Annotated in this window: 25 protein-coding genes; 13 read left to right on the forward strand and 12 right to left on the reverse strand. The window is 65.3% G+C overall.

All coding sequences use genetic code 11. The annotated features are described in order from the left end of the window. Positions 1 to 161: 161 nt before the first annotated feature. From tsf to ACW7G0_RS03950, 8 genes are all read right to left on the reverse strand, one after another. Positions 162 to 1,046: a translation elongation factor Ts gene (gene tsf / locus ACW7G0_RS03915; RefSeq protein WP_456961921.1), complete on the reverse strand. Its 885-nt coding sequence runs from the start codon at positions 1,044 to 1,046 to the stop codon at positions 162 to 164. A 71-nt stretch (positions 1,047 to 1,117) separates the two neighbouring features. Next, positions 1,118 to 2,056, reverse strand: coding sequence for a 30S ribosomal protein S2 (gene rpsB, locus ACW7G0_RS03920; RefSeq protein ID WP_456987748.1), 939 nt, complete (start codon positions 2,054 to 2,056; stop codon positions 1,118 to 1,120). Between the two features lie 367 nt (positions 2,057 to 2,423). After that, a complete protein-coding gene (locus ACW7G0_RS03925; protein ID WP_456987750.1) occupies positions 2,424 to 2,741 on the reverse strand; it encodes a hypothetical protein in 318 nt (105 codons plus the stop codon). Between the two features lie 217 nt (positions 2,742 to 2,958). Further along, on the reverse strand, positions 2,959 to 3,975 hold the full coding sequence (locus tag ACW7G0_RS03930; RefSeq protein ID WP_456987751.1) for a Csu type fimbrial protein: 1,017 nt from the start codon (positions 3,973 to 3,975) through the stop codon (positions 2,959 to 2,961). Beyond that, positions 3,972 to 6,362 (reverse strand): fimbria/pilus outer membrane usher protein, encoded by a 2,391-nt coding sequence (locus ACW7G0_RS03935; protein WP_456987753.1) that lies wholly within the window; start codon positions 6,360 to 6,362, stop codon positions 3,972 to 3,974. The genes ACW7G0_RS03930 and ACW7G0_RS03935 overlap by 4 nt, the downstream gene beginning before the upstream one ends. Continuing rightward, a complete protein-coding gene (locus tag ACW7G0_RS03940; RefSeq protein ID WP_456987754.1) occupies positions 6,313 to 7,059 on the reverse strand; it encodes a fimbrial biogenesis chaperone in 747 nt (248 codons plus the stop codon). The genes ACW7G0_RS03935 and ACW7G0_RS03940 overlap by 50 nt, the downstream gene beginning before the upstream one ends. Positions 7,060 to 7,084: 25 nt before the next feature. Further along, entirely contained in the window at positions 7,085 to 7,603 is a 519-nt protein-coding gene (locus tag ACW7G0_RS03945) for a Csu type fimbrial protein (protein ID WP_456987756.1), read from the reverse strand. Positions 7,604 to 7,680: 77 nt separating this feature from the next. Further along, positions 7,681 to 8,196, reverse strand: coding sequence for a Csu type fimbrial protein (locus ACW7G0_RS03950; RefSeq protein WP_456987757.1), 516 nt, complete (start codon positions 8,194 to 8,196; stop codon positions 7,681 to 7,683). Between the two features lie 336 nt (positions 8,197 to 8,532). Between ACW7G0_RS03950 and map the strand changes: the two genes are divergently transcribed. The 13 genes from map (at position 8,533) to ACW7G0_RS04015 (ending at position 20,933) form a co-directional block, all read left to right on the forward strand. Further along, positions 8,533 to 9,309: a type I methionyl aminopeptidase gene (map, locus tag ACW7G0_RS03955; RefSeq protein ID WP_456987758.1), complete on the forward strand. Its 777-nt coding sequence runs from the start codon at positions 8,533 to 8,535 to the stop codon at positions 9,307 to 9,309. Further along, entirely contained in the window at positions 9,306 to 11,927 is a 2,622-nt protein-coding gene (glnD, locus tag ACW7G0_RS03960) for a [protein-PII] uridylyltransferase (RefSeq protein ID WP_456987760.1), read from the forward strand. The genes map and glnD overlap by 4 nt, the downstream gene beginning before the upstream one ends. Continuing rightward, positions 11,924 to 12,775 (forward strand): 2,3,4,5-tetrahydropyridine-2,6-dicarboxylate N-succinyltransferase, encoded by an 852-nt coding sequence (dapD, locus tag ACW7G0_RS03965; protein ID WP_456987761.1) that lies wholly within the window; start codon positions 11,924 to 11,926, stop codon positions 12,773 to 12,775. Before glnD ends, dapD begins: the two co-directional genes overlap by 4 nt. Before the next feature lie 85 nt (positions 12,776 to 12,860). Continuing rightward, positions 12,861 to 13,220 carry a Spx/MgsR family RNA polymerase-binding regulatory protein gene (locus ACW7G0_RS03970; RefSeq protein ID WP_456987762.1) on the forward strand — a complete coding sequence of 120 codons (360 nt, stop codon included), beginning with the start codon at positions 12,861 to 12,863 and terminating at the stop codon, positions 13,218 to 13,220. After that, positions 13,217 to 14,359 (forward strand): succinyl-diaminopimelate desuccinylase, encoded by a 1,143-nt coding sequence (gene dapE / locus ACW7G0_RS03975; RefSeq protein WP_456987763.1) that lies wholly within the window; start codon positions 13,217 to 13,219, stop codon positions 14,357 to 14,359. Before ACW7G0_RS03970 ends, dapE begins: the two co-directional genes overlap by 4 nt. After that, positions 14,356 to 14,829, forward strand: coding sequence for a DUF1456 family protein (locus ACW7G0_RS03980; RefSeq protein WP_456979820.1), 474 nt, complete (start codon positions 14,356 to 14,358; stop codon positions 14,827 to 14,829). Before dapE ends, ACW7G0_RS03980 begins: the two co-directional genes overlap by 4 nt. A 171-nt stretch (positions 14,830 to 15,000) precedes the next feature. Beyond that, positions 15,001 to 15,291 carry an urease subunit gamma gene (locus ACW7G0_RS03985; RefSeq protein ID WP_456989446.1) on the forward strand — a complete coding sequence of 97 codons (291 nt, stop codon included), beginning with the start codon at positions 15,001 to 15,003 and terminating at the stop codon, positions 15,289 to 15,291. Continuing rightward, positions 15,288 to 15,830, forward strand: a complete 543-nt coding sequence (locus ACW7G0_RS03990) for an urease subunit beta (protein ID WP_456987765.1) — start codon at positions 15,288 to 15,290, stop codon at positions 15,828 to 15,830. The genes ACW7G0_RS03985 and ACW7G0_RS03990 overlap by 4 nt, the downstream gene beginning before the upstream one ends. After that, positions 15,823 to 17,532, forward strand: a complete 1,710-nt coding sequence (locus ACW7G0_RS03995) for an urease subunit alpha (RefSeq protein WP_456987767.1) — start codon at positions 15,823 to 15,825, stop codon at positions 17,530 to 17,532. The genes ACW7G0_RS03990 and ACW7G0_RS03995 overlap by 8 nt, the downstream gene beginning before the upstream one ends. Positions 17,533 to 17,542: 10 nt before the next feature. Further along, positions 17,543 to 18,214: an urease accessory protein UreF gene (locus ACW7G0_RS04000; RefSeq protein ID WP_456987768.1), complete on the forward strand. Its 672-nt coding sequence runs from the start codon at positions 17,543 to 17,545 to the stop codon at positions 18,212 to 18,214. 25 nt (positions 18,215 to 18,239) lie between these two features. Next, positions 18,240 to 19,067, forward strand: coding sequence for an urease accessory protein UreD (locus ACW7G0_RS04005; RefSeq protein ID WP_456987770.1), 828 nt, complete (start codon positions 18,240 to 18,242; stop codon positions 19,065 to 19,067). Continuing rightward, a complete protein-coding gene (ureG, locus tag ACW7G0_RS04010; protein WP_456987771.1) occupies positions 19,060 to 19,806 on the forward strand; it encodes an urease accessory protein UreG in 747 nt (248 codons plus the stop codon). Before ACW7G0_RS04005 ends, ureG begins: the two co-directional genes overlap by 8 nt. A 41-nt stretch (positions 19,807 to 19,847) precedes the next feature. Next, positions 19,848 to 20,933, forward strand: coding sequence for a HoxN/HupN/NixA family nickel/cobalt transporter (locus ACW7G0_RS04015; protein WP_456987772.1), 1,086 nt, complete (start codon positions 19,848 to 19,850; stop codon positions 20,931 to 20,933). 28 nt (positions 20,934 to 20,961) lie between these two features. Here ACW7G0_RS04015 and ACW7G0_RS04020 read toward each other — a convergent pair whose 3' ends face one another. The 4 genes from ACW7G0_RS04020 to ACW7G0_RS04035 all read right to left on the reverse strand — a co-directional run bounded on the left by ACW7G0_RS04020 (position 20,962) and on the right by ACW7G0_RS04035 (position 25,909). Next, positions 20,962 to 23,097 (reverse strand): M20/M25/M40 family metallo-hydrolase, encoded by a 2,136-nt coding sequence (locus ACW7G0_RS04020; protein ID WP_456987774.1) that lies wholly within the window; start codon positions 23,095 to 23,097, stop codon positions 20,962 to 20,964. Between the two features lie 330 nt (positions 23,098 to 23,427). After that, positions 23,428 to 24,348 (reverse strand): rhodanese-like domain-containing protein, encoded by a 921-nt coding sequence (locus ACW7G0_RS04025; RefSeq protein ID WP_456987775.1) that lies wholly within the window; start codon positions 24,346 to 24,348, stop codon positions 23,428 to 23,430. 7 nt (positions 24,349 to 24,355) lie between these two features. Continuing rightward, positions 24,356 to 24,940, reverse strand: coding sequence for an NADPH-dependent FMN reductase (locus ACW7G0_RS04030; protein WP_456987777.1), 585 nt, complete (start codon positions 24,938 to 24,940; stop codon positions 24,356 to 24,358). Positions 24,941 to 25,042: 102 nt separating this feature from the next. Beyond that, positions 25,043 to 25,909 carry a pirin family protein gene (locus tag ACW7G0_RS04035; protein ID WP_456987779.1) on the reverse strand — a complete coding sequence of 289 codons (867 nt, stop codon included), beginning with the start codon at positions 25,907 to 25,909 and terminating at the stop codon, positions 25,043 to 25,045. Positions 25,910 to 25,962 lie beyond the last annotated feature (53 nt).

The raw sequence follows: 25,962 nt of genomic DNA on the forward strand, positions 1-25,962 counted from the left end.
ACGAAGGCGGAGAAACTAGCCACGCCTGATCTGTGATGTTCTCTCTACTCAGATTGATCCTGACCGCCTTCGGGCGGTCTTTTTTTATCCCGACTTTTTTACAGGCAAAAAAAACCGCGGATCTCTCCGCGGTCTTGTTCAACGTGGCCTGGGTATTTCGATCAAGCCAGTCCGGCCTGCTTCATGACTTCGGCGTGGAAGTCGTCGGCCTGCTTCTCGATGCCTTCGCCAACGGCGAGGCGGACGAAGCTGACCACTTCGGCACCGGCAGCCTTGAGCGTCTGCTCGACACTCTGGTTGGTGTCCAGCACATACGCTTGGCCGGTCAGGCACAACTCGTTGATAGTTTTGGCGACCTTGCCGGAGATCATCTTCTCGAGGATTTCAGGCGGCTTGCCGGTGTCCTTGACCTGGGCCAGGGCGATTTCCTTCTCCTTGGCGATGAAGTCGGCGGGGACGTGGGCCGGCGAGATATACGGAGGATTCATTGCCGCGACGTGCATGGCCAGGCCGCGGGCGAGGGCGTCGAGGTCGGAACCGGGGTTGCCGCCCTTCAGCTCGACCAGCGCGCCGATGCGGCCACCGTGGACATACGCGGCAAGCGTGTTTTCGCTGTCGATGCGGGCCATGCGCCGGACCTGCAGGTTCTCGCCAACCTTGGCGATGAGTGCCGAGCGGGCCTCGTCAACGGTCTCGCCGGAAGCCAGTTTGGTGGCTTTCAGGGCGTCGATGTCGGCGGCCGCCAGGGTGGCGTTGGCGACGGTCTCGGTGAAGTTGATGAAGTTCTCATCCTTGGCGACGAAGTCGGTCTCGGAATTGATCTCCACCAGTACCGCCTTGCCATCGGCCTGGGCGGCGGCGACGCGGCCCTCGGCGGCGACACGGTCAGCCTTCTTGTCGGCCTTCGCCAGTCCCTGCTTGCGCAGCCATTCCGCGGATGCCTGGATGTCGCCATTGTTCTCGATGAGGGCTTTTTTGCACTCCATCATGCCGGCGCCGGTGCGCTCGCGCAGTTCCTTGACCTGGGAGGCGGTGATCTCTGCCATGGGGTTTTACCTCGGTGTTCTGGGGGGATAGAGCCGTCGCGCGAGTGTCGCGCGACGGCGTGACAGCGGCCTTACTTCGTGGCGGGCGTGTCGCTGGCCGGCTGGTCTTCGGCTGCCTTGGCGTCGGTTGCAGGCGCAACGTCTTCAGCTTCGGCGGTATCGGCCTTCACTTCTGCATCAGCGGCTTTCGGCGCGTCGTCGGTTTCCACAGCAGCCTTCGGCGCTGCCGCCTTCTTGGCCGGAGCGCGGCGCGGCGCCTTGTCGGTGCCACCCTTGTCGGTGTCACCCTCGACGAAGTCTTCCTCGCGCACGCTGGCAGCCGACGGCGCAGCCGCCTTGCCTTCCAGCACGGCATCGGCGGCGGCACGGGCGTACAACTGCACGGCACGGATGGCGTCGTCGTTGCCCGGGATCGCGTAGTCGACCAGGTTGGGGTCGTAGTTGGTATCGACCACGGCGATGACCGGGATGCCGAGCTTCTTGGCTTCCTTGATCGCGATGTCTTCATGGCCGATGTCGATCACGAAGATCGCGTCGGGCAGGCGGTTCATTTCCTTGATGCCGCCCAGCGAGGCCAGCTTCTTCTCGCGTTCGCGCTGCAGGCCCAGCACTTCGTGCTTGACCAGCTTCTCGAAGGTGCCATCGGTCTCGGCCGCTTCCAGCTCCTTCAGGCGCGCCACCGACTTCTTCACCGTGGCGAAGTTGGTCAGGGTGCCGCCGAGCCAGCGCTGGGTCATGTACGGCATGCCGCAACGCTCGGCTTCTTCCTTGATCGATTCGCGGGCGCTGCGCTTGGTGCCCAGGAACAGGATGACGCCGCGCTTCTGGGCGACGCCGGAGATGAAGTTCATCGCGTCGTTGAACAACGGGACGGTCTTCTCGAGGTTGATGATGTGGATCTTGCCGCGCGCACCGAAGATGTACGGGCTCATCTTCGGGTTCCAGTAGCGGGTCTGGTGGCCGAAATGGACGCCGGCTTCCAGCATCTGGCGCATCGTGATCTGGGGCATTAGGTGTAACTCCGATAAGGGAATCCGGCCGCCGGATAGGGTATGGCGGCTGTCTCGGCGTGAACCGAGGCAAGGATTCCGGGGTTGGACTTCCCCGCTGCCTCCGTGACCGAACCTCGAGGCAACAAGCCTTGAAGCACCCCGGCACGGGCTTTGACAGCAGGTGTGTATTCGCCGGTGACGCCCGGCGTGGGCGGAGTGAAGGCATACGGCCTACGCAGCCGGGAAATTGTAACCGCGTCCGGGCGCACGGGCAAGGACGAGCCTGCTGTCAAAGAAGCGGACGGAGACCGGGCCGCCCGCCAACCATCCGGTCGCGGCGAAAGCGACACCTGCAACGGCATCGATCCCAAGCATCGCGCATCGATCAGAGCGTGAACGTTGCGACCGGGAGTGGCTGCTCAGGCGAACTCGGGACGGCGTTGTCATCGGGAACGATCGCGGGCCGAGAACGGCCGTCATCGTGCACGGAGCGATCCCCAAGGGCGATGCTATAGGGGGTTTTGGCCGAGCAATCGGCCTGCATAGGATTGAATGCGCGTTCGGAGTCAAAGGCAGTGGTCTGGATGTTGCATGCCTGGACAATCGTGATCCCGACACGGATCGATGCACTTTCCGTGGCAAAAGGAGTCGCAAAGGCCATGCCAAGCAGGGCGGTGGCAACTGCGATTCTGCGTGCGTGCATCAACTACTCCGTTGCGCTCGCCGCAATGCGGTGAGACGGGTTAGTCAATATGACGGCCGATTCCGGGAAAGCTTGAGTCGGAATCGGGCACGCCTGCAGGTTATTGGTCGCTTGGTGGCGAAGTTGTGAACCCCGTCACGAGCGACGGGCGGCTATTGCGGACTTGTGCCGCGTATTTGGCTGTAGTGAGGCATTCCCCACGTTCCTGGATGGGCTGTCAGTAGGTGAGGATGACCTTGACCGTGTCGGTGTAGCGCCCGGCCTGGGTCAGTGGCTGGTCGTTGACGCGACCGTTCACGGTCAGGGTCTGCGGGTCGCCACTACTGAGGCCATCCACCGTGTTGGTGTCCAGATCATCACCCCACGGGACGGTGCCGCCGGGCTGAGTGAGCTGGTAGGCAATACAGGCGCCGCCGGGATTGCACATCTGTCTGCTGCCGCCGCTGGGTTTCATGCCATCGTCCAAGCCAATCTGCCAAGCAGTGCGATTGGTGCAGGTCAGATCGATGGTCGAGCTGCTGGTCAGGAGGCCGGTGCTGGTGCCCGAAAGCGGCATGCCGCCGGGGCTGAAGTTCATGTCGCTGGCGGTGACGACGCTGCAGTGGCCGGGAACGCTTGCACTAACGGGGAGGAAGAATGGGAAGCTGCCCCCGCCGCTCATGCAGTCGGCAATCTTGCCGTTATGCTCGGACCCGAAGTATAGGTTGCCGGAAACGCTGCCAGCGTAGGTGCCGGGGGCCACCAACGTGTTTGATAATGGGATTCGCCCGTAGACGTACACAATGCCGGTTACGCTCGTGGATCCGTTGCCGGGGGGAGTGACGGTGACCGGCGCCGTTACAAAGTATGGTGGCGTGGATGTGCTGGACTCGCCCCATGCTTGGCTTCTCGCCACGTCGGTGTACAGCTGGAACGGCAATGTGTCGGGGTTCGGACCATTCGCGTCGCCCATCCCAGCCAAGCGACGGTCATATACGTTGCCGCCGCCCGAAGTGGTGATGCCCAGGCCGATGCAAGCCTGTAGTGACACCGATTTTCCCGAGTTCCCGGGGCCGGAAACATCGCATTGGTAACTGATGGAACCCCTCACGTCGGTAAGCGCCGATGCCTCCACCGTCCCGAAGGACAGGTCACTTTCCAGAATTCTGCAGGTCGCGTCGGCGTGTGCGGCAGGTGGGGTAACCAGCGCAGATAGGGCCAGCGTCAGAACAATCAGGAAGCGCAACCGGTTCATGGCAATGTCTCCGGGGTGCAGGTCAGCGGCCCGATCCGTGGAATCGGCGCCGGGGTGGCGGGGTAGTCGAAGCTGACCTGGCAGTTGCCGGTCGCCGTCGAGATACGAAGGGTGTTGTGGTCGCCGAGGGCATCGAGGTAAACCTCACCGTCGTAGCCGACGAAGGTCGCCGAGGCGGAATTGCCGACCAGAGCGGCACTGCTGCCGGCTGCGAGCGGGGTGCCGGTGACATCGTGTAGTACCACGACTCCTGCGCGTACCGGCTGCACGTCGAACGGTACCTTGGTGCCGGCGCGGTCGCTGGGCACGGCGAACATCTCTACCTGGCCCAGGCGCATGTTGGCCGGCAGGTCCATTGGGTCGATCGCCAACCGGTTGCGCTGCCAGGCGTTGAGTGGGGTGACCAGCAGCAGGCCATTGTCATTGGTGGTGCCGATCAGGCGGTTCTCCAGCTTGACCGGCACCTCGGCGATACCACCGGTGGATACCACCGCGAATGCATCGTTGATATTGCGCGAGGCGAACACGTCGCCGCTCATCAGCACCAGTCCGCCGTTGGCACCCGCATAGCCGTACCAATTGCCGGCCGAGCCGGCCACGCCGCCGTTGACCCGGCCGTGATCGCCTAGCCAACCCGCTTCGGCCAGGCCACTGCTGCCGCCACTGCCGTCGGCATGGCTGGCACGCACACGCCAACTGAGGCCGCCGACAGTCGGCACCGACTGGCTGATGTCGACGTTGGCACTGTCGCGGCCGGCGTTGCGTTGCAACGAGGTATTGAGCGCACGTCGCTCGCCGAGGTTGACCGAAATGCCGAGGTACAGGCTGCGGTCGTCGCCGTCGTCGAGGTTCTGGTTGATGCTGAAGTTGAGCGCCCAGTCGCGGCCGAAGCTGCGGTTCCAGTACGCGCTGGCGTAGCGGCTGGCCTCGCTTTCGGGGTATTGCAAGCGCAGGTAGCTGGCGCCGAAGCTGCCCAGTTGCCCGGAGTTCCAGCCGACCAGGGCACGGTCGCTGGTCCGCGCCGGCGCCTGGCCATAGCCGGAGGCGATATCGCGATAGTCATCGTGGGTGCGCTGGGTGCTGAGTGACAGATTGAAGCGCGAGTTGTTCCAGCTGTAGGCCAGCGCCGTCTGCGAGCCAGTCTGGTCGTGCCAGTCGCTGCCGGCGTAGGAGGCGCTGACCACGCCGGCCTGGCCCAGCGACCACACCGCACCGGCGCCGGCATTGCGCAGGTTCTCGCTGCCTTCGCCGTGGGCCTCGATCGTGAAGACATCGCTCAGGCCATAGCGCCATTCGCCGCTGACGACCGGACGATTGCCGTAGGAGAACGACCGCAGGCCGTAGTCTTCGCGGATCAGGCCGGTGGTGACCGACCAGTCCGACAAGCCGCCGGCGAGCAGATTCTGGCTGGCGTAGAACGGAAAGTTCAGCGTGCGCACCGCACCGAACGCGTCGGTGATGACCAGTTGTGCGTTGCCGGCGCCGTTGATGTTCGGCTGCGAGATCAGCTGGAAGGGCCCGACGGGGACTTCGCCGGAATACTGTTTGACGCCGTTGACGTAGAGCTCCAGCTCCGACGGCACGGCAACCTCGCCAAGGAACGCCGGTAGCGGGGTGGTCACGCGGTACGGCTGCAGGCCGAAGTCGCGGCCGATGCGGATGCCACCGACGCGGACCGCGCGAGTCCAGCCCAGGTTGCCGGTAGTGGTATCGCCGACGCTGAGGCTGAGCATCGATCGCGGAAATGACCACTCCCAACTGGAGTCCAGCCGGACGCTGTTACCTTGCCAGCGTTCGCTCGCATCGCTGCGGAACGCGCGGGTGACTGCGGTGGTGCTGAACACGCCGGTATGGCCGCCGAACACGCGCAACTCGGCGTAGGCGGTGGCGTTGCTGGAGCGACTTCCATGGTTGGCATAGAGGTCGTAATTGAGCAGCAGGCCCGGCGAGTTGGTGGCGGGCATGATCTGGTCGCGGTCGGGAGCGATCACGGTGGTCTCCAGGTCGAGCTGCGACAGCGGAGCGGTGATCGACACCCGTTGCAGCGCGGCGTCGTAACGCACCTGTACGCCGGGCAGTTCGTCCAGCGCAACCAGTTGTCTGGACGCGGCATCGGGCAGGTGGAAATCGAGCTGGGCGAGGGTGTCGGCGCGGGCAAACAGGCGGCCATCGCGTGATACGAACGGCAGTAGCAGGCCGGTTGGTTGCTGGTTCAGTTCGACATCAAGATAAAGCGGCAGGTCGGTCTGGGCCGAGGGCACCGGACCCAGCGCAGGCACGGACGGGCCCGCCGCCAGGGCATAGGTCGGCAGGCAGCAGGCGAGCAGCAGCAGGGGCTCAACGCGTCGCAGGGTCGAGCGTGAGCGTTTGCTCGACGGCTTCGCCATTGATCCGCACCTTGAAGCTGCCATTGTCGAGATACCGGGATGCGGACGCCGGAAGCACCCAACGCATGGTCTGGTCCGGCAATACGTAGCCAACCAGGCCTGGCATCAGTTCGTGGCGCTTGCCGCCGGCATCCATGTAGGCGAGGTCGGCCAGCTGCGCATGCCTGCGCCCGCGGTTGCTGACCACCAGGGTTGCTGCGTCGTCGGCGCGCTCAAGGCGCGGGTGCAGGTCGTAGGTGATCGGCGTGTCGCCGGTCGGCAGCACGAATACCGGGATCGAATAACGCAGCAGGAACTTCAGCCCGGTCTGGTCGGCTGTCTCGCCACTGGGCACTTCGTCGACGATGATCCGATAGCTGGTCTCGGTGCCCGTTGGTGCCGGGCCGGTGCGGATGACCCGAACCAGTTGACGCGCGCCGCCGGCCAGTTCGAGCAGTGGCGGGCTGATTGCAAGATCGGTGGTGGGTTCGAGGGTGTCCGTGCCGTCCTGCTGGGTCCAGCGGAACAACCGGACCTGGGCACGCACCGGAGTTTCGGTGGCGGTGTTGCTCAGCCAGACCGCTTCGCCTTTTTCATTGGCGTGCAGTTCCACCGAGGTCGGTGCGACTTGCAGGCTCGCCGCCAACGCCGGGCCGCAGGGGCCAAGCAGTGCCAGCAGCATCAGGGCTTTCCAGCGTGTTGGAATCAATCGGCTCATGGCGTTCAAGGCAATCTGCGTAACTTCAATAGGTGATGGTGGCGGTGATGGTGTCGCTGTAGCTGCCTGCGCGCGGGTTGTCGATCGTCAACTTGCCGTGGATCTGGATGTCCTGCTCGACGCTGCCGTAGCTGTCGCCGTACACACAGCCGGCGGTGGCGTTGCCCCATTGGGTGCCGACAGTGGCGCTGCAACTGGTGGTTCCGATGTCGCCGCTGTAGAGCTGGTAAGCAATGGTGTCGCCGCCACTGTTGGCCATTTTCCGGTCGTTGGCACCGCTGCCATGCAAGCCCTGGTCCAGGCTGATCTGATAGGCCACTGGCAGGTTGCAGCTGACCCTCAGCGAGCCGAAGGCTTCAAGCGGCTGCCCGGGAATCACGATCTGGCTGCCGAAGGCGACGTTGGCGGCGCTGACGAAGGTGCAGCTGGCAACGACATCGAGATAGACCTCGAATTGCGTCTCCAACGATCCGGCCCGGGCCGGTCCGGCCACCGCGCAAGCGGCCAACATCGCGACGCAAAACGCCGATTTGATGGAGTTCATGGCTGAGGGGACCGGACGAGAGGACTGTCATCGGGAAGCGAGCGACATGGGCGACATTGCTGCCGCCCATCCCCAAATCAGAACTTCACTGTTGCGGTGATCGTGTCGCTGTAGCTACCCACCGGCTCGGTACCAACGATGGTCGCTTCTGCGTAGACGGTATGGGGCTGGTTGAACGTCGCGGCGGCACCGAAGCCGATGCCGGTGCCTGTGACGGTGTCAGTACCGACGGTCTGGCCCCACACGGTCTGGGCGGTGTCCTGGTACAGCTGGTAGGCGATGGTGTCGGTGCCGCCGCCGCTGATCAGCATCTTGCGGGCGGTGATGTCGGTGCCGCCGTTGTTGCCGGCATTCAATGCGACGTTGTAGGGAACATCAACCGTGCACTGGATGGTGACGCCGCCATTGGTCGACACGGTGCCGGCGCTGGCAAAGCGGCTGTTGAATGAAACATCGCTGGTCGAGGTCACATCGCACGACTTGTCGATCGTGATGGTGACATCGAAATTCATGTTGTCGGCCGCATTGGCCGGGGCAATCGCGCCGCCGGCAATCAGGGCAGTGGCAAGCAGGCTGGTCTTGAAAAGGTTCATTGGACTATCGGCTCCGGCGCTCGTGGCGCGTTACGGGAAGGGCTGCCAAAGTCCTGACGCAAGTGCCGTGCCAACTTTTCGACAGCCGTTATCGGGTGTCGAATCATTGACTCAGCGGTGTGGCGGGGAATTGGCGCGAGATGACAAATGACCGACTGCGTCACATTCAGTCGGGAGGCGCGTCACATTAAGTCAGATGACAGTTTCGTAAAAGAGCTCGGTTCTGTGACTGCAATCGGATCGTTTGGGTGATGTCCACCCTAATCGCGGCCGACACTCACGCCCCCCGTTACGCCTTCCATTTGGGCCGTCGCGGAAATGGGCGATAATGTCCGGATGCCAGTCAATATCAAAACCCCCGAAGACATCGAGAAGATGCGTATTGCCGGCCGCCTGGCCGCCGAAGTCCTGCAGGTTGTCGCCCCACACGTAAAGCCGGGCGTGACTACCGATGAGCTTGATCGCATCTGCCACGACCACATCATCAATGTGCAGAAGGCGATCCCGGCCAACGTTGGTTACAAGGGCTTCCCCAAGACCGTCTGCACCTCGGTCAACAACGTCATCTGCCACGGCATCCCCAACGAGGCCAAGGTGCTCAAGGACGGCGATATCGTCAACATCGACGTCACCGTGATCAAAGACGGGTGGCATGGCGACACCAGTCGCATGTATATCGTCGGAACCCCTTCGGTGCTGGCCCAGCGCCTGGTCGATGTCACCCGCGAGGCGATGTTTCGCGGCATCCGGGTGGTGAAGCCCGGCGCCACGCTGGGCGATGTCGGCCATGCGATCCAGCAGTACGCGGAGTCCGAGCGCTTCAGCGTGGTGCGCGAGTATTGCGGTCACGGCATCGGCAAGGTCTACCACGACGAACCGCAGGTGCTGCATTACGGGCGCGCTGGCGAAGGGCTGGTGCTGGAGGCGGGAATGACCTTCACTATCGAGCCGATGATCAACGCCGGCAAGCGTCATACCCGGGTACTGCCGGACGGCTGGACGGTGGTCACCAAGGACCGTTCGCTGTCGGCGCAATGGGAGCACACGGTGCTGGTCACCGATGATGGAGTGGAGATCCTGACCCGCCTGCCAGGCGACGACAACGACCTATGAGCGACCCCGACCCTGGCGCCATTCAGGGCGGGCAACAGGACGCGGCATGGGCGGCCAGTGCCCGTGATGAGTTGGCCGTGCACGACGCCGGTTTTGCGGCCCGTTTCGACGCTGACGCCGACATCGACCGGTTGCTGGCCGAGCGCGCGGCGGCGGTGGATGTCGTGGTGCAGGCGGCGTGGCAGCGGAGTATTCCCGTAGACGCGGAGCTGGCCTTGTTCGCCGTGGGCGGCTACGGCCGTGGCGAGTTGTACCCGCAATCGGATATCGACCTGCTGGTGATGGCCGAGCCGGCCGCGTCCCGGGCCCACGCCGATTCGCTGGCCCGGTTCTTTGCGGTGTTGTGGGATTGCGGCCTGCCGGTCGGCCATGGCACGCGTTCGCTTGAGCAGTGCACCGAGGCCTCGATCGAGGACATCACCGTGTTGACGGCGCTGTTGGAGGCGCGTCCGCTGGCCGCCAACGAGCATGAGCGCCGTGAGTTGCAAGGCGCGGTATCGCCCAGGCTGGTGTGGCCGCCGCAGGAGTTCTTCGAAGCCAAGCGTGCCGAGTTGCGTGAGCGTCACGAACGTTTCGACGACACCGCCGACAACCTGGAGCCCAACCTGAAGGAAGGCCCGGGCGGTTTGCGCGACGTCCAGACCCTGAACTGGATGGCGCTGCGGATCATCGGTACCGCCGACATGGAGTCGCTGGTCGCCTTTGGCCAGCTTGGCGCCGATGAGGTCGCCACCCTGGAGCGCGAACGACGTGCGTTGGCGCGGTTGCGTTACGGCTTGCACCTGGTGGCCGGCAAGCGCGAGGAGCGGTTGCGTTTCGATTACCAGAAGTTGCTTGCGACCCGCCTGGGCTTCGAGGATGTGGGCGGCACCCTGGCGGTCGAGCAGATGATGCAGGGCTTCTACCGCAACGCCTCGCTGGTGCTGCGCATTGGCGAGCGCCTGCTGCAGCGCTTCGAGGAGCAGCTGGAAGGCGAAGCCGAGCCCGAGCCGCTGGATGACCTGTTCGAATTGCGCCGGGGCTACCTCGCCGCGCGCGACCCCGAGTGGCCGCACACCCCCGAGCAGGTGTTTGCGCTGTTCGCGACCTGGGCCGCGCGCGGTGAGTTGAGCGGCCTGCATTCGCATACCGCGCGGGCGCTGGCCGAGGCGCTGCCGACGTTCCCGGATTTCGGTCATGCGGAACCGGCGCTGCGGCAGCAGTTCCTGAAATTGCTGCGTGGTACGCAACCGGTCCGCACGCTGACCCGGATGGCGCGGCTGGGCGTATTGGGGCGCTGGATTCCGGCATTCCTGCAGGTTTCCGGGCGGATGCAGTTCGACCTGTTCCACGTCTATACCGTTGATCAGCACACCCTTGCGGTGCTGCGCAACCTGGCGTCGTTCGCGTCCGGCGGGCCGAGTGACCGCTTTGCGTTGGCCCACGAGGTCTGGCCACGATTGCGCAAGCCGGAACTGCTGTTGCTGGCGGCGTTGTTCCACGACATCGCCAAGGGGCGTGGCGGTGATCATTCGGTGCTGGGGGGTGAGGATGCGCGAGTGTTCTGCACCGCCATGGACCTGACCGAGGTCGATACCGCGTTGGTCGAATGGCTGGTACGCAAGCATTTGCTGATGTCGATGACCGCGCAGAAACAGGACATTGCCGACCCGGACGTGATCCACCGCTTCGCCACCGCAGTTGCCGACCGCGAACGACTGGACCACTTGTACCTGCTGACCTGCGCCGACATCGCCGGCACCTCGCCGAAGCTGTGGAATGCGTGGAAGGACCGGTTGCTGGCCGACCTGTATGCCGCTACCCGGCTGGCGCTGCGACGCGGCCTGGAGAATCCCCTGGACGCCGCCGACCGCAGCGCGGAGACGCGCCGTGCGGTGCATTCGATGCTGAGCGCGTTCGGCATTGATGATGCCGGGGTTGCTGAGTTGTTCGAGCGCATGCCGGTGTTGTCGTTCCAGCGCGGCCGGCCGGAGCAACTGGCCTGGCAGGCGGCCTCCCTGCGCGGAGTGGCCGCCGGTGATACGCGCGTCCGGGTACGTGCGGTGGCCGCCCACACCGGTGCGCTGGAGGTGTTCGTGCACTCGCCGGATCGCGACGGGCTGTTTGCGGCGATCGTCGCCGTGCTGGACCGCTGTGGCTTGGCGATCCAGCAGGCGAGGGTGCTGGACGGCCCCAACCACACGATCTTCGATACCTTCGAGGTGGTCCCGGTCGATCCGCGTCATGCACCGGTCGCCGATACGGTGGCCAACCGCCTCGCGCTGGCCTTGGATGGCGCGCTGGAGGACATCCGGCCGGCCCGACGCACCTTGCCCCGCCACCTGCGTCATTTCCGGATACCGCCGAGCATCGGTTTCAACGATACCGGCGATGGCCGCAGCACGCTCAGCCTGGTCTGCACCGACCGGCCCGGCTTGCTCGCCGATGTTGCCCAGGCCCTGCGCGACCAGAACCTGCGCGTGCACGACGCACGTATCGCGACCTTTGGCGCCCGCGCCGAGGACGTGTTCCAGATCACCGCAACCGATGCCGACGGCCACAACCAGCCGTTGGACGAGGACCGCCAGCAGGCGTTGAGCACGGCGCTGCTCGCCTGCATTGAAGGAGAACACCAGTGAGTCCAGGCATTTCCGCGACCGATGAGTTGAAGGCCACCATCGAAGGCGCCTTCGCGCGGCGCACCACGTTGACCTCGGCGGAAATCGAAGGCTCTACACGACCGGTCGTGGAACGGGTGATCGAAGGCCTCGAGAACGGCGAGTTCCGGGTGGCCGAGCCCGATGGCGACGGCGGCTGGAAGGTCAATGAGTGGCTGAAAAAAGCCGTGCTGCTGTACTTCCGTACCCAGGACATGGAAGTGGTGGAGTCCTACCCCGCACCGTTCTGGGACAAGATCCCGGCGCGCTTTGGCGACTTCGACGAGGCTGCGTTCCGCCAACTCGGCGCGCGCGTGGTGCCTGGCGCGATCGTTCGTCGCGGCGCCCACATCGGCAAGGACGTGGTGCTGATGCCGAGCTTCGTCAATATCGGTGCGTACGTGGGCGAGGGCAGCATGGTCGACACCTGGGCGACGGTGGGTTCGTGTGCCCAGATCGGCAAGGGAGTCCACCTGTCCGGTGGCGCCGGCATCGGCGGCGTGCTGGAGCCGCTGCAGGCGACGCCGACGATCATCGAGGACCACTGCTTCATCGGCGCGCGTTCGGAAGTGGTCGAAGGTTTCATCGTCGGCCACCACAGCGTGATCGGGATGGGCGTCTTCCTCGGCCAGAGCACCCGGATCTACCACCGTGCCACTGGCGAGATCAGCTACGGTTCGGTGCCGCCATATAGCGTGGTGGTGTCGGGGCAGCTGCCGTCGAAGGACGGTTCGCACTCGCTGTACTGCGCGGTGATCGTCAAACAGGTCGACGCCAGGACCCGCTCCAAGACCAGCGTCAACGAATTGTTGCGCGGCCTGGCGGATTAGCCGGGCACATCGAAAAACGGTGGATTACGCCTCCGGCTAATCCACCCTACGATCGCCCGGATCGCGAACAACGGAAATGACCAACATGACCACTGTCTACGGCCTCAACAACTGCGACACCTGCCGCAAGGCGCGCAAATGGCTCGACCGCTTTGGTATCGAGCACGCGTTCGTCGATTACCGCGACCAGCGCCAGACGCCAGAGACGCTGGTCGAATGGAAGGAGCAGCTGGGCGGCTGGGAAGCGATGATCAACAAGTCCTCCACCACCTGGCGCCAGCTGCCCGATAGCCGCAAGGCCCCCGGTTCGGACGCCGAGTGGAAGCTGCTGCTGAAGGAGTACCCGCAGTTGATCCGGCGCCCGGTGGTGGTCACCGATGACGGACAGGTCAGCCAGCGCTTCAGCGACAACGGGTTCAAGGCGCGGTTCGGGATCGACCCGTGAGCGACGTTGTCGATCTTGCCTGCGACTTGATCTCGCGGCCCTCCGTCACACCGAATGACGGCGGATGCCAGGTGCTGGTCGCCTCGCGCCTGGCGAGGTCCGGGTTCGTATGCGAGTCGTTTCGTTTTGGCGCCGTCGAGAACCTGTACGCGACCCACGGCGATCCGGCTGCTCCCACCCTGCTGTTGCTGGGCCATACCGACGTCGTCCCGACCGGACCGCGGGAAGATTGGTCCAGTGATCCATTCGTTCCGGAGATCCGCAACGGCGTCCTGTACGGGCGTGGCGCCGCCGACATGAAAGGCAGCGTGGCCGCATTTGTCGTCGCCGCCGAGCAGTTTGTTGCAGCCCATCCCGGTCACCCCGGCCGCATCGCATTGCTGTTGACCTCCGACGAGGAAGGCGATGCGATCGACGGCGTGCGCCGGGTGACCGAGACCTTCCGCGGGCGCGATGAGCGCATCGATTGGTGCATCACCGGCGAGCCGTCATCCACTGCGGTACTGGGCGACCTGTTGCGCGTGGGGCGTCGAGGCAGCCTGACCGGCACCCTGGCCGTGCGCGGCGTGCAAGGCCACGTCGCCTATCCCGACAAGGCGCGAAATCCCATCCACCAGGCGCTGCCTGCGCTGGCCGAGCTGGCCGCGCGGGTCTGGGACGACGGTTACCAATCGTTCCCGCCGACCAGTCTCCAGGTCAGCAACCTGCAGGCCGGCACCGGCGCGAGCAACGTGATTCCCGGCGAGCTGCACGTCCAGTTCAACCTGCGATACAACCCGACCTGGAGCGCCGCGCAGTTGGAGAGTCATTGCGAGGCGGTACTGCGGGCCCACGCGCTGGATTACACGATTCACTGGCATCGCAGCGGCGAGCCGTTCCATACCCCCGAAGGCCCGCTGCGTGCCGCCGCCCGTGACGTGCTGGCCGATTTCACTGGCGCCGCACCGGAAGAAAGCACCGGTGGTGGCACGTCCGATGCGCGTTTTATCGCGACCCTGGGCACCCAGTGCATCGAGGTCGGTCCGGTCAACGCCAGTATCCACCAGGTCGATGAGCACCTGAGCGTGGCGGACCTGGAAGCCTTGCCCGGACTATATTTGGCCCTGATCGAGCGGTTGCTGCTCGCGGAGACACCATGATCAACAACGACGTACTGCGCAGTATCCGTTTCATGCTCGACCTGAGCGACATCAAGGTGGTGGAGATCACCCGACTGGCCGATCCGGATTTCCCGATCGAGAAGCTGGATGTGCAGGCGTTCCTGAAGAAGGACGAGGACGCGGACTTCATCGAGTGTCCCGACGACGTCCTCGCGCACTTCCTGGACGGGCTGGTACTGCACTGTCGCGGCCGCGACGAGAGCCTGCCGCCACGGCCGGTGGAAAAGCGGATCACCAACAACATCGTCCTGAAGAAGCTGCGTGTCGCCTTCCAGCTCAAGGACGTCGACATGCACCAGGTCTTCGACGCCGCCGGCTTCCCGATCTCGAAGCCGGAGTTGACCGCACTGTTCCGCCAGGCCGACCACAAGCATTTCCGTCGTTGCGGGGACCAGGTACTGCGCAATTTCCTCAAGGGATTGACCCTGCGCCTGCGGGGCAGCGAGTAACGGTTGCCCCATCCCGGCGTCAATGCCCGGGCGAAAACCGGGTGCACGAACTCGACGACGTACCTTTAACGCGGCTCTGGTTATACCGATGGCCTGAAGTCACGCCACCTGTTCGCAGCGCGGCGTGTGCTTGTCGTGGCCTGCGCGTGGGAGGGTTCGATGTTCCTGAGTATGCACGAACAAGAACGGCTCATGATTTACCTGGCCGGCAAGCTTGCCCTGGAGCGCAAGGCTCGGGGACTCAAGTTGAATCTGCCGGAAACCACCGCCGTCATCACCTCGTTCCTGCTGGAAGGCGCTCGCAACGGCGAGACCGTCGCCGACTTGATGGAATCGGGCCGCAACGTGCTCGGGTGCGATGACGTAATGGAGGGCGTGCCCGCGATGCTGGCGCAGGTCCAGGTGGAGGCGACATTCCCGGACGGCACCAAGCTGGTAACCGTAACGGATCCGGTGCGATGAAGATCTCCAATCCGTTCGAGAATCCAGACTTCCTGTCCGCGGATCAAGGCGAGCGAAAGCATGCCTCGGACGACCCGGGCCGCGATTATCCGGAAGGCACGTCCGAATCCGAGGGGCGGACCCGGTCGTCGGGCATCTGCGGGCCAAGCGAGCCGCGTCGCCCGGGTACCGGTGAGCGGCAGGCGCCACGGCGCGAGTCGGCAAGTGAACTAAAGGAGTCCGATCCGCTGATCCCCGGCGAGGTGCTGCTGGGGGAGGGCGACATCGAGATCAACATCGGGCTCGAGGTGACCACCATCAGGGTGGTCAACGGAGCCGACCGGCCGATACAGGTCGGGTCGCACTTCCACTTCGCCGAGGTCAATGCCGCCCTCGAGTTCGACCGGTCGGTGGCCTGGGGCCAACGCTTGAACGTGCTCTCGGGCGGTTCGGTGCGGTTCGAACCCGGTGCCGTCGAGGAAGTGGAGCTCGTGCCGATCCAGGGGCAACGCGTTGTTTTCGGCTTGCGCGGGTTATGTGGAGGCAAGCTCGATGACTAAGATTGCACGCGCCGAGTACGTTGCCTCCTATGGCCCCACCAAGGGCGACCGCATCCGCCTTGCCGATACCAACCTGGTGATCGAGGTGGAGGAAGACCGTTGCGCGGGTGGCGATGAGGCCGTCTTTGGGGGCGGCAAATCCATCCGCGAATCCATGGGGCAATCGAGTGCGACCCGCGCCGAGGGCACGCCGGATCTTGTCATCACCGGTGCGGTCATCCTCGATCACTGGGGGGTGATCAAGGCCGATGTCGGCATCCGTGACGGCCGCATCGTTGCACTGGGCAAGGCCGGCAACCCCGAGACCATGAACGGCGTGCATCCCGATCTCGTGATTGGCCCCTGCACCGAGATCATGTCCGGCAACGGCTTGATCATGACCGCCGGCGCGGTCGACACCCACGTCCACTACGTGGGTCCGCAGATGCTCGAGATCGCGCTCGCCTCCGGAACCACCACGGTGGTCGGCGGCGGCACCGGGCCGACCGAAGGTTCCAAGGCCACCCTGGCCACGCCCGGGTCTTGGTGGATGCAGCGGATGCTGGAAGGCTTCGATCCGTGGCCCCTCAATGTGTTGTTTCTCGGCCGTGGCAACACCGTTTCGCGCGAGGCCCTGTGGGAACAACTGCGCGGCGGTGTCGGCGGATTCAAGGTCCACGAGGACTGGGGCGCCACGCCGGCGGCCATCAACGCGGCATTGTCGGTGGCGGAAGAATCCGGCGTCCAGGTCGCGATCCACTCCGACACCCTCAATGAAGCGGGCTTCGTCGAAGACCTGTTGGAGGCGGTGGCGGGGCGCACCTTCCACTCGTTCCATACCGAGGGCGCGGGTGGTGGCCACGCGCCGGACATCATCCGCATTGCGGGTGAGCTCAACGTGCTGCCGGCTTCGACCAATCCCACCCGTCCGTTCACGCACAACACGCTGGACGAGCATCTGGACATGGTGATGGTTGCCCACCACCTGAATCCGCAGGTGCCCAACGACCTGGCTTTTGCCGAAAGCCGCGTCCGTGCGGGCACGATCGCCGCGGAGGATGTCCTGAATGACCTCGGCGCGATTTCGATCATGTCCTCCGATGCGCAGGCGATGGGCCGCATTGGCGAGGTTGTCATCCGCACCTGGCAGACCGCGCACCGGATGAAGCAGATCCGCGGCAGCCTGCCCGGCGATGGCCGTGCCGATAACCACCGGGCACGCCGCTACGTCGCCAAGTACACCATCTGCCCTGCGATTGCACACGGGCTGGAGAAACACATCGGTTCGGTGGAAGTGGGGAAAATGGCCGACCTGGTGCTGTGGCAGCCGGCCCTGTTCGGTGTGCGGCCGGCACTGGTGTTCAAGGGCGGCATGGCGGCCGTCGCCGCCCTCGGCGACCCCAACGCGTCGATCCCCACGCCTCAACCCGTGCTCGAACGGCTGGGATTCAACGTGCATACCCGCGCGGCCGCATCCACCAGCGTCGCGTTCGTATCCCAGGTTGCCATCGACGACGGCCTCGCCGGCCGCTTGAACATCAATCGCCCGCTGGTTGCGATCGAGAATTGCCGGGGACGCACGAAGAAGGACCTGCCCGAGAACACGGCCTTGCCGCACATCGAAGTCGATCCCGACACCTATGCGGTCAGGGTGGACGGCGAGTTGATCGAGCACGAGCCCGCCACCGAGCTGCCGATGGCGCAGCGCTACTTCCTGTTCTGACGCGGCCAGGATGCCGTCCAAGGCTGCCCTGCTGCTGCTCGCCGATGGACGGTTGCCCGCCGGCGGCTACGCGCATTCCGGCGGTCTCGAACCGGTCGTCCATATGCAGGGTTTGAAGGACGCCGCCGACGTGGAACGCTTCCTGGAGGGCCGGGCGGCGACCACCGGTCTGGTCGCCGCGTCGTTTGCGGCCGCTGCATGCGAGGCTGCCCGCGCGGGCAATGCGCTGGTGCTGAAGGAACTGGACAGCGAACTGGATGCCCGCATGCCGTCGCCCACGGCACGCGCCGTTTCGCGCGCCCTGGGTCGCCAGTTGCTGCGGGCGGCCTCGAGCATCCACCCGCACGCTTTGCTCGCGGGTCTGCAAGGGAGTCCACACCAACCGGTGGTCTATGGGGTTGCAGCGGCTGCGCTGGGGCTTGGTGCCCGTGATGCCGCCCAGGTCGTGCTGCACGATGCGGTTGCCGGGCCTGCCTCGGCAGCAGTGAAGGTGCTCAGCCTGGACCCGTTTGCCGTACACGCGGCGCTGGTGCGGCTGACAGGTTTTCTAGACGAGTTGACCGCACAGGCGGCCCGCCATGCGCGGACGCCGCCCATGGAACTGCCGGCGATGGGCTCACCCTTGCTGGATATCGCCGCTGAACATCACCACCGCTGGAAGGTGCGGCTATTTGCCTCCTGAGCCGGCAGCCCGCAGCGCAACCACGATGATCGCGCGTGCATCGCTGGCGACCGAGCAGGTCGTGAGCGACAACGGCCGCGCAGTGAGCCGCGTGCGCGTGCTGCGATCCCACGCCCCCCTCATGCTGCGACCGACGCTGCCGAAAGGCCGCGAACCGCTGGTTTATCGCATGATCGGCATCGCGCGGGTGTCGTTGGCCACCAGCGCCGCCGGCCCCCTGGGGGGCGACGATTTCGCGCTGGACATCCACGTTGGCGCGGGCAGCACGTTGGTCCTGAACGAGATCTCGGCCACGCTGTTGCTTCCGGGCGCGCGGGGAGGGCGCTCGCACATGCGTATCACCGTCAGGGTCGATGAGGGTGCAACGTTCTTGTGGCTGCCGGAGCCGGTCATCGCCGCACGCGGGTGCGATCATCTGCATGAGATCGACATCACGCTCGCCGCCGATGCACGTCTGTTCCTGCGCGAGGAGCTGTTGCTCGGGCGCCACCGGGAGCAGCCCGGGCATCTGACCCAGCACGTGCGCGTGCGCCGAGCCGGTCGTTCGTTGTTTCAACAACAGCTTGTCCTCGACCCGGCAGCGAAAGGATGGCGAAGTTCCGCCGTGCTGGGGGCACGCAAATGCATCGGCAGCGTGCTTGTCGTTGACCCCGCATGGCACACCCGCACACCCGGCACGCGCGTGCTGGGGCATGACGCGGCGCTGTTGTCCCTCGAGGGTCCCGGCATCCTGGTGAGTGCCCTGGCGGACGACACGCTCGGGCTGCGCCGGCAGCTCGACCACGGTGTTACGCTGCTCGGGGAGCCGTGGGCACCGGCCACCGCATCGGCCACTGGAGACTGTCTTGACTGATCCCCGGAACACCACGCGAACCCGCTCGCTGCGCCTCGGCGTCGCCGGTCCGGTCGGCACCGGCAAAAGCACCGTAATCGCAACGCTGTGCCGCAACTTGAACGCGGAATTCCGCATTGGCGTGATCACCAATGACATCTACACCGACGAGGACGCCCGGTTCCTGCGCTCGGCCGGAGTGCTGCCCATCGAGCGGATCCGTGCGGTCGAGACCGGCTCATGCCCGCACACCGCCATTCGCGACGACGTGACCATGAATCTGCTGGCCGTGGAAGATCTCGAGAAGGACTTCGCTCCGCTCGACATCGTCCTGGTCGAAAGTGGTGGCGACAATCTCACAGCAACGTTTTCGCCCGCGCTGGTCGATGCGCAGTTGTTCGTCCTCGACGTGGCCGGCGGCGGTGATGTCGCACGTAAGGGTGGGCCAGGCATCGCCCGCGCCGACCTGCTGATCGTTAACAAGGTCGACCTGGCCGAGTACGTCGATGTCGATGTCGAGCAGATGCTGAAAGATGCGCGGGCCGCGCGTGACGACAGGCCGGTGCTCGCGCATTCGAAGAATCGCCGCGAAACCGACAAGCAGTTGTGCGACTGGGTCAGGCAACTTCACACCGCGTTTGTCAACGGCACCCACTCGCCAAGCGATCCCGGCCCCATGGCACCGCACCACCATGCCAGCGAGGACGGCGGGCACGTTCACAGTCACGAACACGGCGGCCATACGCACCTACACCGGTAACGACGCTCCGGCCTTGCCGGAACTGCCAGGGAGCTTTCGTCATGCGATCGGCGCCGCCCACATCCAGCAAACTCACGGCATTGATCGGGATGGGTGTCGTCAACGCGGCGCTTTTCATCCTTGGCTGGGGCGCCTTCTTCCTGGTGGTCCTGCCCGGCGACTACATCATGGGCGGGCAAGTCGTGTTCGGGACCGGTCTGGCGGTTACCGCGTTCACGCTGGGGCTGAGGCACGGTTTCGATCCCGACCACATCGCGGCGATCGACAACACCACACGCAAACTCGTCGCGGAGGACGGCCAGCACCCGGTCACGGTTGGCTTCTGGTTCGCGCTCGGGCATTCCACCGTCGTCGTCGTCACGGTCTTGCTGCTCGTGGCGGGACTCAATGTGCTCGCCAGCCAGATCACGCTTGAGCACTCGACACTGACCTCGATCGCCAGCGTGTGGGGCGTGCTCGTTTCCGGCGTGTTCCTGTTGCTGATCGGCCTCATCAACCTGGTATCGCTGCAGGGCATCTGGCGGGTATTCCGTAACATGCACAGCCAGCAACTCGACGAGGCCGAACTCGAACGCCTGCTGACCAACCGCGGCGTGCTCAACCGGATTCTCGGTCCGGTCGCGCGGCGTGTGGACAAGCCGTGGAAGATGTACGTGGTCGGGCTTCTGTTTGGGCTCGGCTTCGATACCGCCACGACGATTGCCCTGTTCGTGATTGGTGGTACGGCCGCTCTCACCGCGCCGTGGTACGTGGTGCTGGTGTTGCCCATCCTGTTCACGGCGGGCATGACTCTGGTCGACACGCTCGATGGCGTAATCATGCATCACGCCTACGCATGGGCGTTTGCCTCGCCGGTACGCAAGGTCTATTACAACCTGACGATCACCATCATCTCGGTCGCCGTCGCGTTCCTGGTCGGCGGACTCGGGCTCATCGGTCTTGCCGCGGAAGCGTTTCCCGGTAGCTCCGGATTGCTGGGCTGGATCGCGGCTCTGGATATCGAGAACCTGGGCTATGTGATCGTGGCCATCCTGGTTTTTACCTGGCTCGCGGCATCCGCTTACTGGAGAATCGCGAAGGTGGAATCCCGGTATTCGGGTGGCGGCGGTCGCGCCGCCGACACGTGAGCTGCATGGGCGCCGGTGACCACCGCCGCTAGTCCTCCAGCGTCAGCTCGGTCCACGACCAGCTCGAGTCGCCGGGACCGGATGGCACGCTGACCGCGTCGCGGGCATGCACCATCTCGACCAGCCCGGCCGGCACACCGTGCGATCGGTCATAGGCGTAGAGGGTGACGGGCTCGCCGGCAGCGGCCTTGAACTCGAATGTCGCGCCCTCGTCCGGCAAGCCGACCAGCGCGATCTTGCGCCACGTGGTTTCCTGCGCGTGCCAACGCGACGGAGCCAGCGTCTGGCCCCGGACCCGGATCGATGCGACGTCGACGCTGCCGGGCAGGACCAGCCCGCCTTCGACCGCGCCCCGGGCGGAGCGCAGGTGGATCCGCAGCTGGCGTTTGCCGTCGATTACGGCGTCTTGTTCCAACTCAAGGATCGGTGGCGTCAATGCCGGGCCATCGGGACCCGCGAAGCCGCGGCCCGACCACGGCAAGACGCGTTCCGATTCCAATGCAAATCCGTTCTCCCGCAGGAAGCCGGCGGGCAGGTCTGCTCTGGGTTGCAGAAACACCCGCGCGCCTGAATCGGTGCCCACGTAGACCAGGTTCATCGGTCGCGGGACATCGGCATCGAACGCTGGCCGCGCGAGTGCCAGCACGGCGCATGCAATCGTCGCCAACAACGCCGCGCCACCCAGCACGACTTCACCGCGGCCCAGCGACCTCAACGCCGGTATCAGTGGCAGCAACACCAGACCGGTCAGCAGCGTCGCTGCCGGCAAGCCCGGATGGCCGATGGCGCTGTAGCTGTCCACCGCATAGGGAAACCACAAGGCCGCGGCGACCACCGCCGCGACCCCGGCCCACACGCGAGGACGCCCAGGACAGGCGTGGCCACACAGTGCGCCGGCCAACAGCGGCAACAGGCCCATGTGGCTGGCACCGGGCATCGCCATCACGGTGGCGATTGCGATGGCCGCAAAAGGAAGCAAGCTCGCGGCGGCTGTGGTCGCCTCGCCGCACCATCGCTGGAGCAGCCATCCCGCCAGCACGGTCACCGGCAGCGCCAGCAACACGAAGGTCGCAACAAGAATTCCGCCCTGGGCCGTCCATGCCGCCGGCATCGCCCCCAAAGCCTGCATTAGCGAGTGGATCGCCCAGCCGATCCCGCCCAGCAGGGCCAGTCCGGCGAACATGCCGGCCCCGGCACCGATCAGTGGCAAGACCCGAACGGCTTCGCGGCGCACCAGACGCACCGCCAGCGCCAGCCAGGCGGCCAGGCCCAGTACCAACAGCCAGACATTCCAGGTGACCGGCCAGCCGGCCAGCGCGGCCCCGAACACGTTGAAGAACACCGCGTCGTGACTGGATTTCAGCGGCACTGTGGTACTGGCCAGCGCGCGCGCCATGGCCAGTGCGTTGTCGCCATGTTGCTGCAACGAGCCGGGATCCAGATGGGCGATGTCATCCAGTGGCGTGTGGTATCGCGCTGCGCCCCGGGCCCAGGCGAAGTTGACCCCGACCAGGCCCTCGCGCCGGTAGACGGTGAAGTCGGTGTCGTTGGGCAGGGTCTTGTAAATCTCGTAGTCCAGCGATGAACTGCCCGGTCGCGACAGCGCACGGCGCACGGTCGAGACGATTGCGGCGTTGCCCGGCTGGGTCTCGATCAGCAGGCTCGCACCGGTGGTGCCGCGGGCCTCCAGGTTCACCGCCGAGCGGATGTGCTTGAACTCCGGTTCTCGCGCGAAGGCTTCCGCGCCGATCAGGCCCAACTCCTCGCCATCGTTGGCCAGCAGCCAGACATCGCGCGGCAGCGGTGGGCCAGCCTGCAGTGCGCGTGCGACCTCGATGATCGCCGCGACCCCGGCGCCATCGTCGGAGGCGCCCGGCCCGGCGGCCACCGAGTCGTAGTGGGCCGACAGCAGTACCGCGTCTTCGGCACTCGCACCCGCCAGCTTGGCGACGACGTTGTCGACCGTCGCGCAGGCGCTGCCGCCGCAAGCAAAGCGACGCTGGACTTCGGCATCGATTCCCAGCCGTGCGAACTCGGCCACGATCCGGTCGCGCACCGCGGCGTTGGCGGTGCTGCCGGTCGGGTGGGGGCGTTCATCGCCGAGGATGCGGACCAGCACCTGCTTCGCCCGCGCGGCCGAGAATGCCTCGGTCGGCGCATCCATGCCAAGCGGAGCCGGCGGCCGGTTGCCACGCAGCGACAATCCCGCGACCAGCACGAACAACGTCAGCAGGATGGTCGATGCCAGTTGCGAGCCGGTCGGCCCTGCTCCAGTCGGTCGAGCACCAGTTGGTAGAGCACCAGTTGGCCGAGTACCAATCAGTCGAGCCCGGGCTGCGCGCAGACCCGCGCCAATGGATGGTGTCGTGTGCGGCATCTTCTTCCCCAGGCCCACCGGAAACGGCCTGCCGATGATAGCCGTGATCCGGCTGCACCCGTCATGGCATGCACCGCGGCGACGGTCAGCGCGGCAGGGGGTGCTTCAACGCTTGCCCTACGACGCCTGCGCGATGGGCAAGCCGTGGGCATTCCAGGCCTCGAACCCACCCGCCAGCGGACGCACGTGCTTGAAGCCGCGGCTCTTCAGCTGCCGGGCGAGCAGTGCCGCTGACGCCTCGTTGGGACAGTCGCAATAGATGATCACTTCCGGCTGGGCGGCCATGTCCAGCTCGGCGATGCTGGAAACTGCGATCGCGCCGGGGATCCAGCCCGACAGCTGGCGTTGATCCGCCGGACGCACATCCAGCACCAGTGGATTGATGCCGGTGCCCATCAACTCGTGCAGCTCGGCCGGCGAAATGCGTGCCATCTGGATCAGGCGGATGAAGCGCTGCCGCTTCCAGACTTTGCGCAGGACAAATATCGTGATGGCGGCCAGCAGCAGGATCAGACCGATCCGCCCGAGGGATTCCAGTTGTATCAGGACCTCATGCACGGCCTCGTGGAAGATCGCCCCGGTGGCAACCGCGACGCTCGCCCACAATGCCGCGCCGATGCCGTCGTAAAAGGCAAAGCGGCCCAGGCCGGTCCGGGTCTGGCCCGCCAACGTGGTGGCCAGCGCGGCGAAGCCGGGAATGAATTTCGCGACGATCAGCGATGGCGCGCCCCAGCGCGAATAGATGCCCTGGGTGGTGCCGACGCAGGAGTCCGGTGAAAGTGAAAGGCGGCAGATGAAACGGATCATCGGCCCGCCGAACCGGCGCCCGCCGGCGTACCAGAACGCATCGGCCAGCACGGCTGCGACGGTGGCGACCAGCAGGATCGACCACAGGCTGTCGCCCGACTGCACGGCCATGGCGCTGGTCACGACGATCGGCGGATACGCTGGCACCGGAACGCCGCCCTGGTCCAGCAGGACGGCGATGAACACGACCCACAGGCCGTAGTTCTCGATCAGGTGGATCAGCGCATCCACGCGCGACTTATGCCGTTGTGTCAGCGGGCGTATGCAGGGAGGCCAGCGCGCCAGTCCATTTGGCCAACTCGTCCAGCATCTGCTGCGCGGAATGGTCGATCAACTGGTTGGAAACGAACGTGCCTTGCTCATCCAGTGACTGGCCCACCATCGGCACGGCAACGCCTTCGACCATCGGCATCATCTTCAGGGTGGTGACCAGTTGCTTGGCCATCTGCACCGCGCGTAGGCCGCCGGACACACCGCCGTAGCTGACGAAGCCGCAGGCCTTGTAGTTCCACTCGCGGTAGACGTAGTTCAACGCGTTCACGAACGACGGCGGCGGGTTGAAGTTGTATTCCGGGGTCACGAACACGAACGCGTCGGCCGCCGACACGCTGGCTGACCAGGCCTTGGTATGCGCGTGCTCGTACTGCTGCATGGCGGGGTGGGTTGGCTCGTCGTAGACCGGCAGGTTGAAGTCCGCCAGATCGACCAGTTTGACGTCGAACGCGCTGTGTTCGGCAGCGAAATCACTGAACCAGCGCGCTACGGCGGGGCCGACACGGCCCGGGCGGGTGCTGGCAATCAAGACATGGAGTTGGGGTTTCAAGTGGTGCTCCTTATGGGTGGGCGGTTTTAAAGTTGAGGTGAGAGTATCTAAATCGAAATGGAACAGCCGGCCCCGCCCGGGAGGATCGGGGCCGGCTGTCCGTCAGTGCGGCATCCGGCCGAATTGACCGCTGTTGAAGTCGGTGATCGCCTGGTGGATTTCGTCCTGGGTATTCATCACGAACGGCCCGTGGCCGACGATCGGCTCGTCGATCGGCTCGCCGCTGAGCAGCAGGATGGTCGCGTCACTGTTGGCCTCCAGCAGCACGTCCATGCCGTTGCGGTCGAGCATCACCATCTGTGCCTCGCGGGCGATGTGCTCGCCATTGACCTGCACGGTGCCACGCAGGACGATCAGCGCCGCAGTGTGGCCTTCGGGCAACAGGAATTCGCTGGAATGGCCCTGACCCAGTCGCACGTCCCACACGTTCATCGCGGTGAACGTGTGTGCCGGTCCCGCATGACCGGCGTACTGTCCGGCAATCACCCGGACCCGGCCGGCGTCGCCGGGCAGGGCCACCGACGGGATGTCGGCATCCAGCAAGGTCTGGTAGCCCGGCGCGGCCATCTTGTCCTTCGCCGGCAGGTTGACCCACAGCTGCACCATCTCCAGCGTGCCGCCGGTGCGGGTGAACTCGTGCGAGTGAAACTCCTCGTGCAGGATTCCGGACGCGGCTGTCATCCACTGCACGTCGCCGGGACCGATCTTGCCGCCCGCGCCGGTGGAGTCGTGATGCTCGACCTCGCCTTCATAGACGATGGTGACGGTCTCGAAACCGCGGTGCGGGTGCTGGCCGACGCCACGCGGCTGCGCGGCCGGGTCGAACTTCATCGGCCCGGCGTAGTCCAGCAGCAGGAACGGGCTCAGGTGCGCGCCGTGGCTGTTGTAGGAAAACATCGAGCGGACGGGGAAGCCGTCGCCCACCCAATGCGGCTTGGGGGCGCTGTAGATGCCGAGGACCTTCTTCATGCTGATCTCCTGATTGTCTCGGCCTGAATGGGTCTGGGCCGATGGGATCCACC

Source organism: Lysobacter sp. A286 (genome assembly GCF_054052105.1).

Bases quoted from the DNA above. Each gene is read 5' to 3' on its own strand.
- rpsB (WP_456987748.1), bottom strand. From the start codon at position 2,056: ATGCCCCAGATCACGATGCGCCAGATGCTGGAAGCCGGCGTCCATTTC.
- ACW7G0_RS03985 (WP_456989446.1), top strand. From the start codon at position 15,001: ATGCACGAACAAGAACGGCTCATGATTTACCTGGCCGGCAAGCTTGCC.
- ACW7G0_RS03935 (WP_456987753.1), bottom strand. From the start codon at position 6,362: ATGGCGAAGCCGTCGAGCAAACGCTCACGCTCGACCCTGCGACGCGTT.
- glnD (WP_456987760.1), top strand. From the start codon at position 9,306: ATGAGCGACCCCGACCCTGGCGCCATTCAGGGCGGGCAACAGGACGCG.
- ACW7G0_RS04000 (WP_456987768.1), top strand. From the start codon at position 17,543: ATGCCGTCCAAGGCTGCCCTGCTGCTGCTCGCCGATGGACGGTTGCCC.
- ACW7G0_RS03980 (WP_456979820.1), top strand. From the start codon at position 14,356: ATGATCAACAACGACGTACTGCGCAGTATCCGTTTCATGCTCGACCTG.
- ACW7G0_RS03950 (WP_456987757.1), bottom strand. From the start codon at position 8,196: ATGAACCTTTTCAAGACCAGCCTGCTTGCCACTGCCCTGATTGCCGGC.
- ACW7G0_RS04005 (WP_456987770.1), top strand. From the start codon at position 18,240: ATGATCGCGCGTGCATCGCTGGCGACCGAGCAGGTCGTGAGCGACAAC.
- ACW7G0_RS04035 (WP_456987779.1), bottom strand. From the start codon at position 25,909: ATGAAGAAGGTCCTCGGCATCTACAGCGCCCCCAAGCCGCATTGGGTG.
- ACW7G0_RS03995 (WP_456987767.1), top strand. From the start codon at position 15,823: ATGACTAAGATTGCACGCGCCGAGTACGTTGCCTCCTATGGCCCCACC.
- ACW7G0_RS04020 (WP_456987774.1), bottom strand. From the start codon at position 23,097: ATGGATGCGCCGACCGAGGCATTCTCGGCCGCGCGGGCGAAGCAGGTG.
- ACW7G0_RS03990 (WP_456987765.1), top strand. From the start codon at position 15,288: ATGAAGATCTCCAATCCGTTCGAGAATCCAGACTTCCTGTCCGCGGAT.
- tsf (WP_456961921.1), bottom strand. From the start codon at position 1,046: ATGGCAGAGATCACCGCCTCCCAGGTCAAGGAACTGCGCGAGCGCACC.
- ACW7G0_RS03940 (WP_456987754.1), bottom strand. From the start codon at position 7,059: ATGAGCCGATTGATTCCAACACGCTGGAAAGCCCTGATGCTGCTGGCA.
- ACW7G0_RS03925 (WP_456987750.1), bottom strand. From the start codon at position 2,741: ATGCACGCACGCAGAATCGCAGTTGCCACCGCCCTGCTTGGCATGGCC.
- ACW7G0_RS04015 (WP_456987772.1), top strand. From the start codon at position 19,848: ATGCGATCGGCGCCGCCCACATCCAGCAAACTCACGGCATTGATCGGG.
- ACW7G0_RS03930 (WP_456987751.1), bottom strand. From the start codon at position 3,975: ATGAACCGGTTGCGCTTCCTGATTGTTCTGACGCTGGCCCTATCTGCG.
- map (WP_456987758.1), top strand. From the start codon at position 8,533: ATGCCAGTCAATATCAAAACCCCCGAAGACATCGAGAAGATGCGTATT.
- ACW7G0_RS03970 (WP_456987762.1), top strand. From the start codon at position 12,861: ATGACCACTGTCTACGGCCTCAACAACTGCGACACCTGCCGCAAGGCG.
- ACW7G0_RS03945 (WP_456987756.1), bottom strand. From the start codon at position 7,603: ATGAACTCCATCAAATCGGCGTTTTGCGTCGCGATGTTGGCCGCTTGC.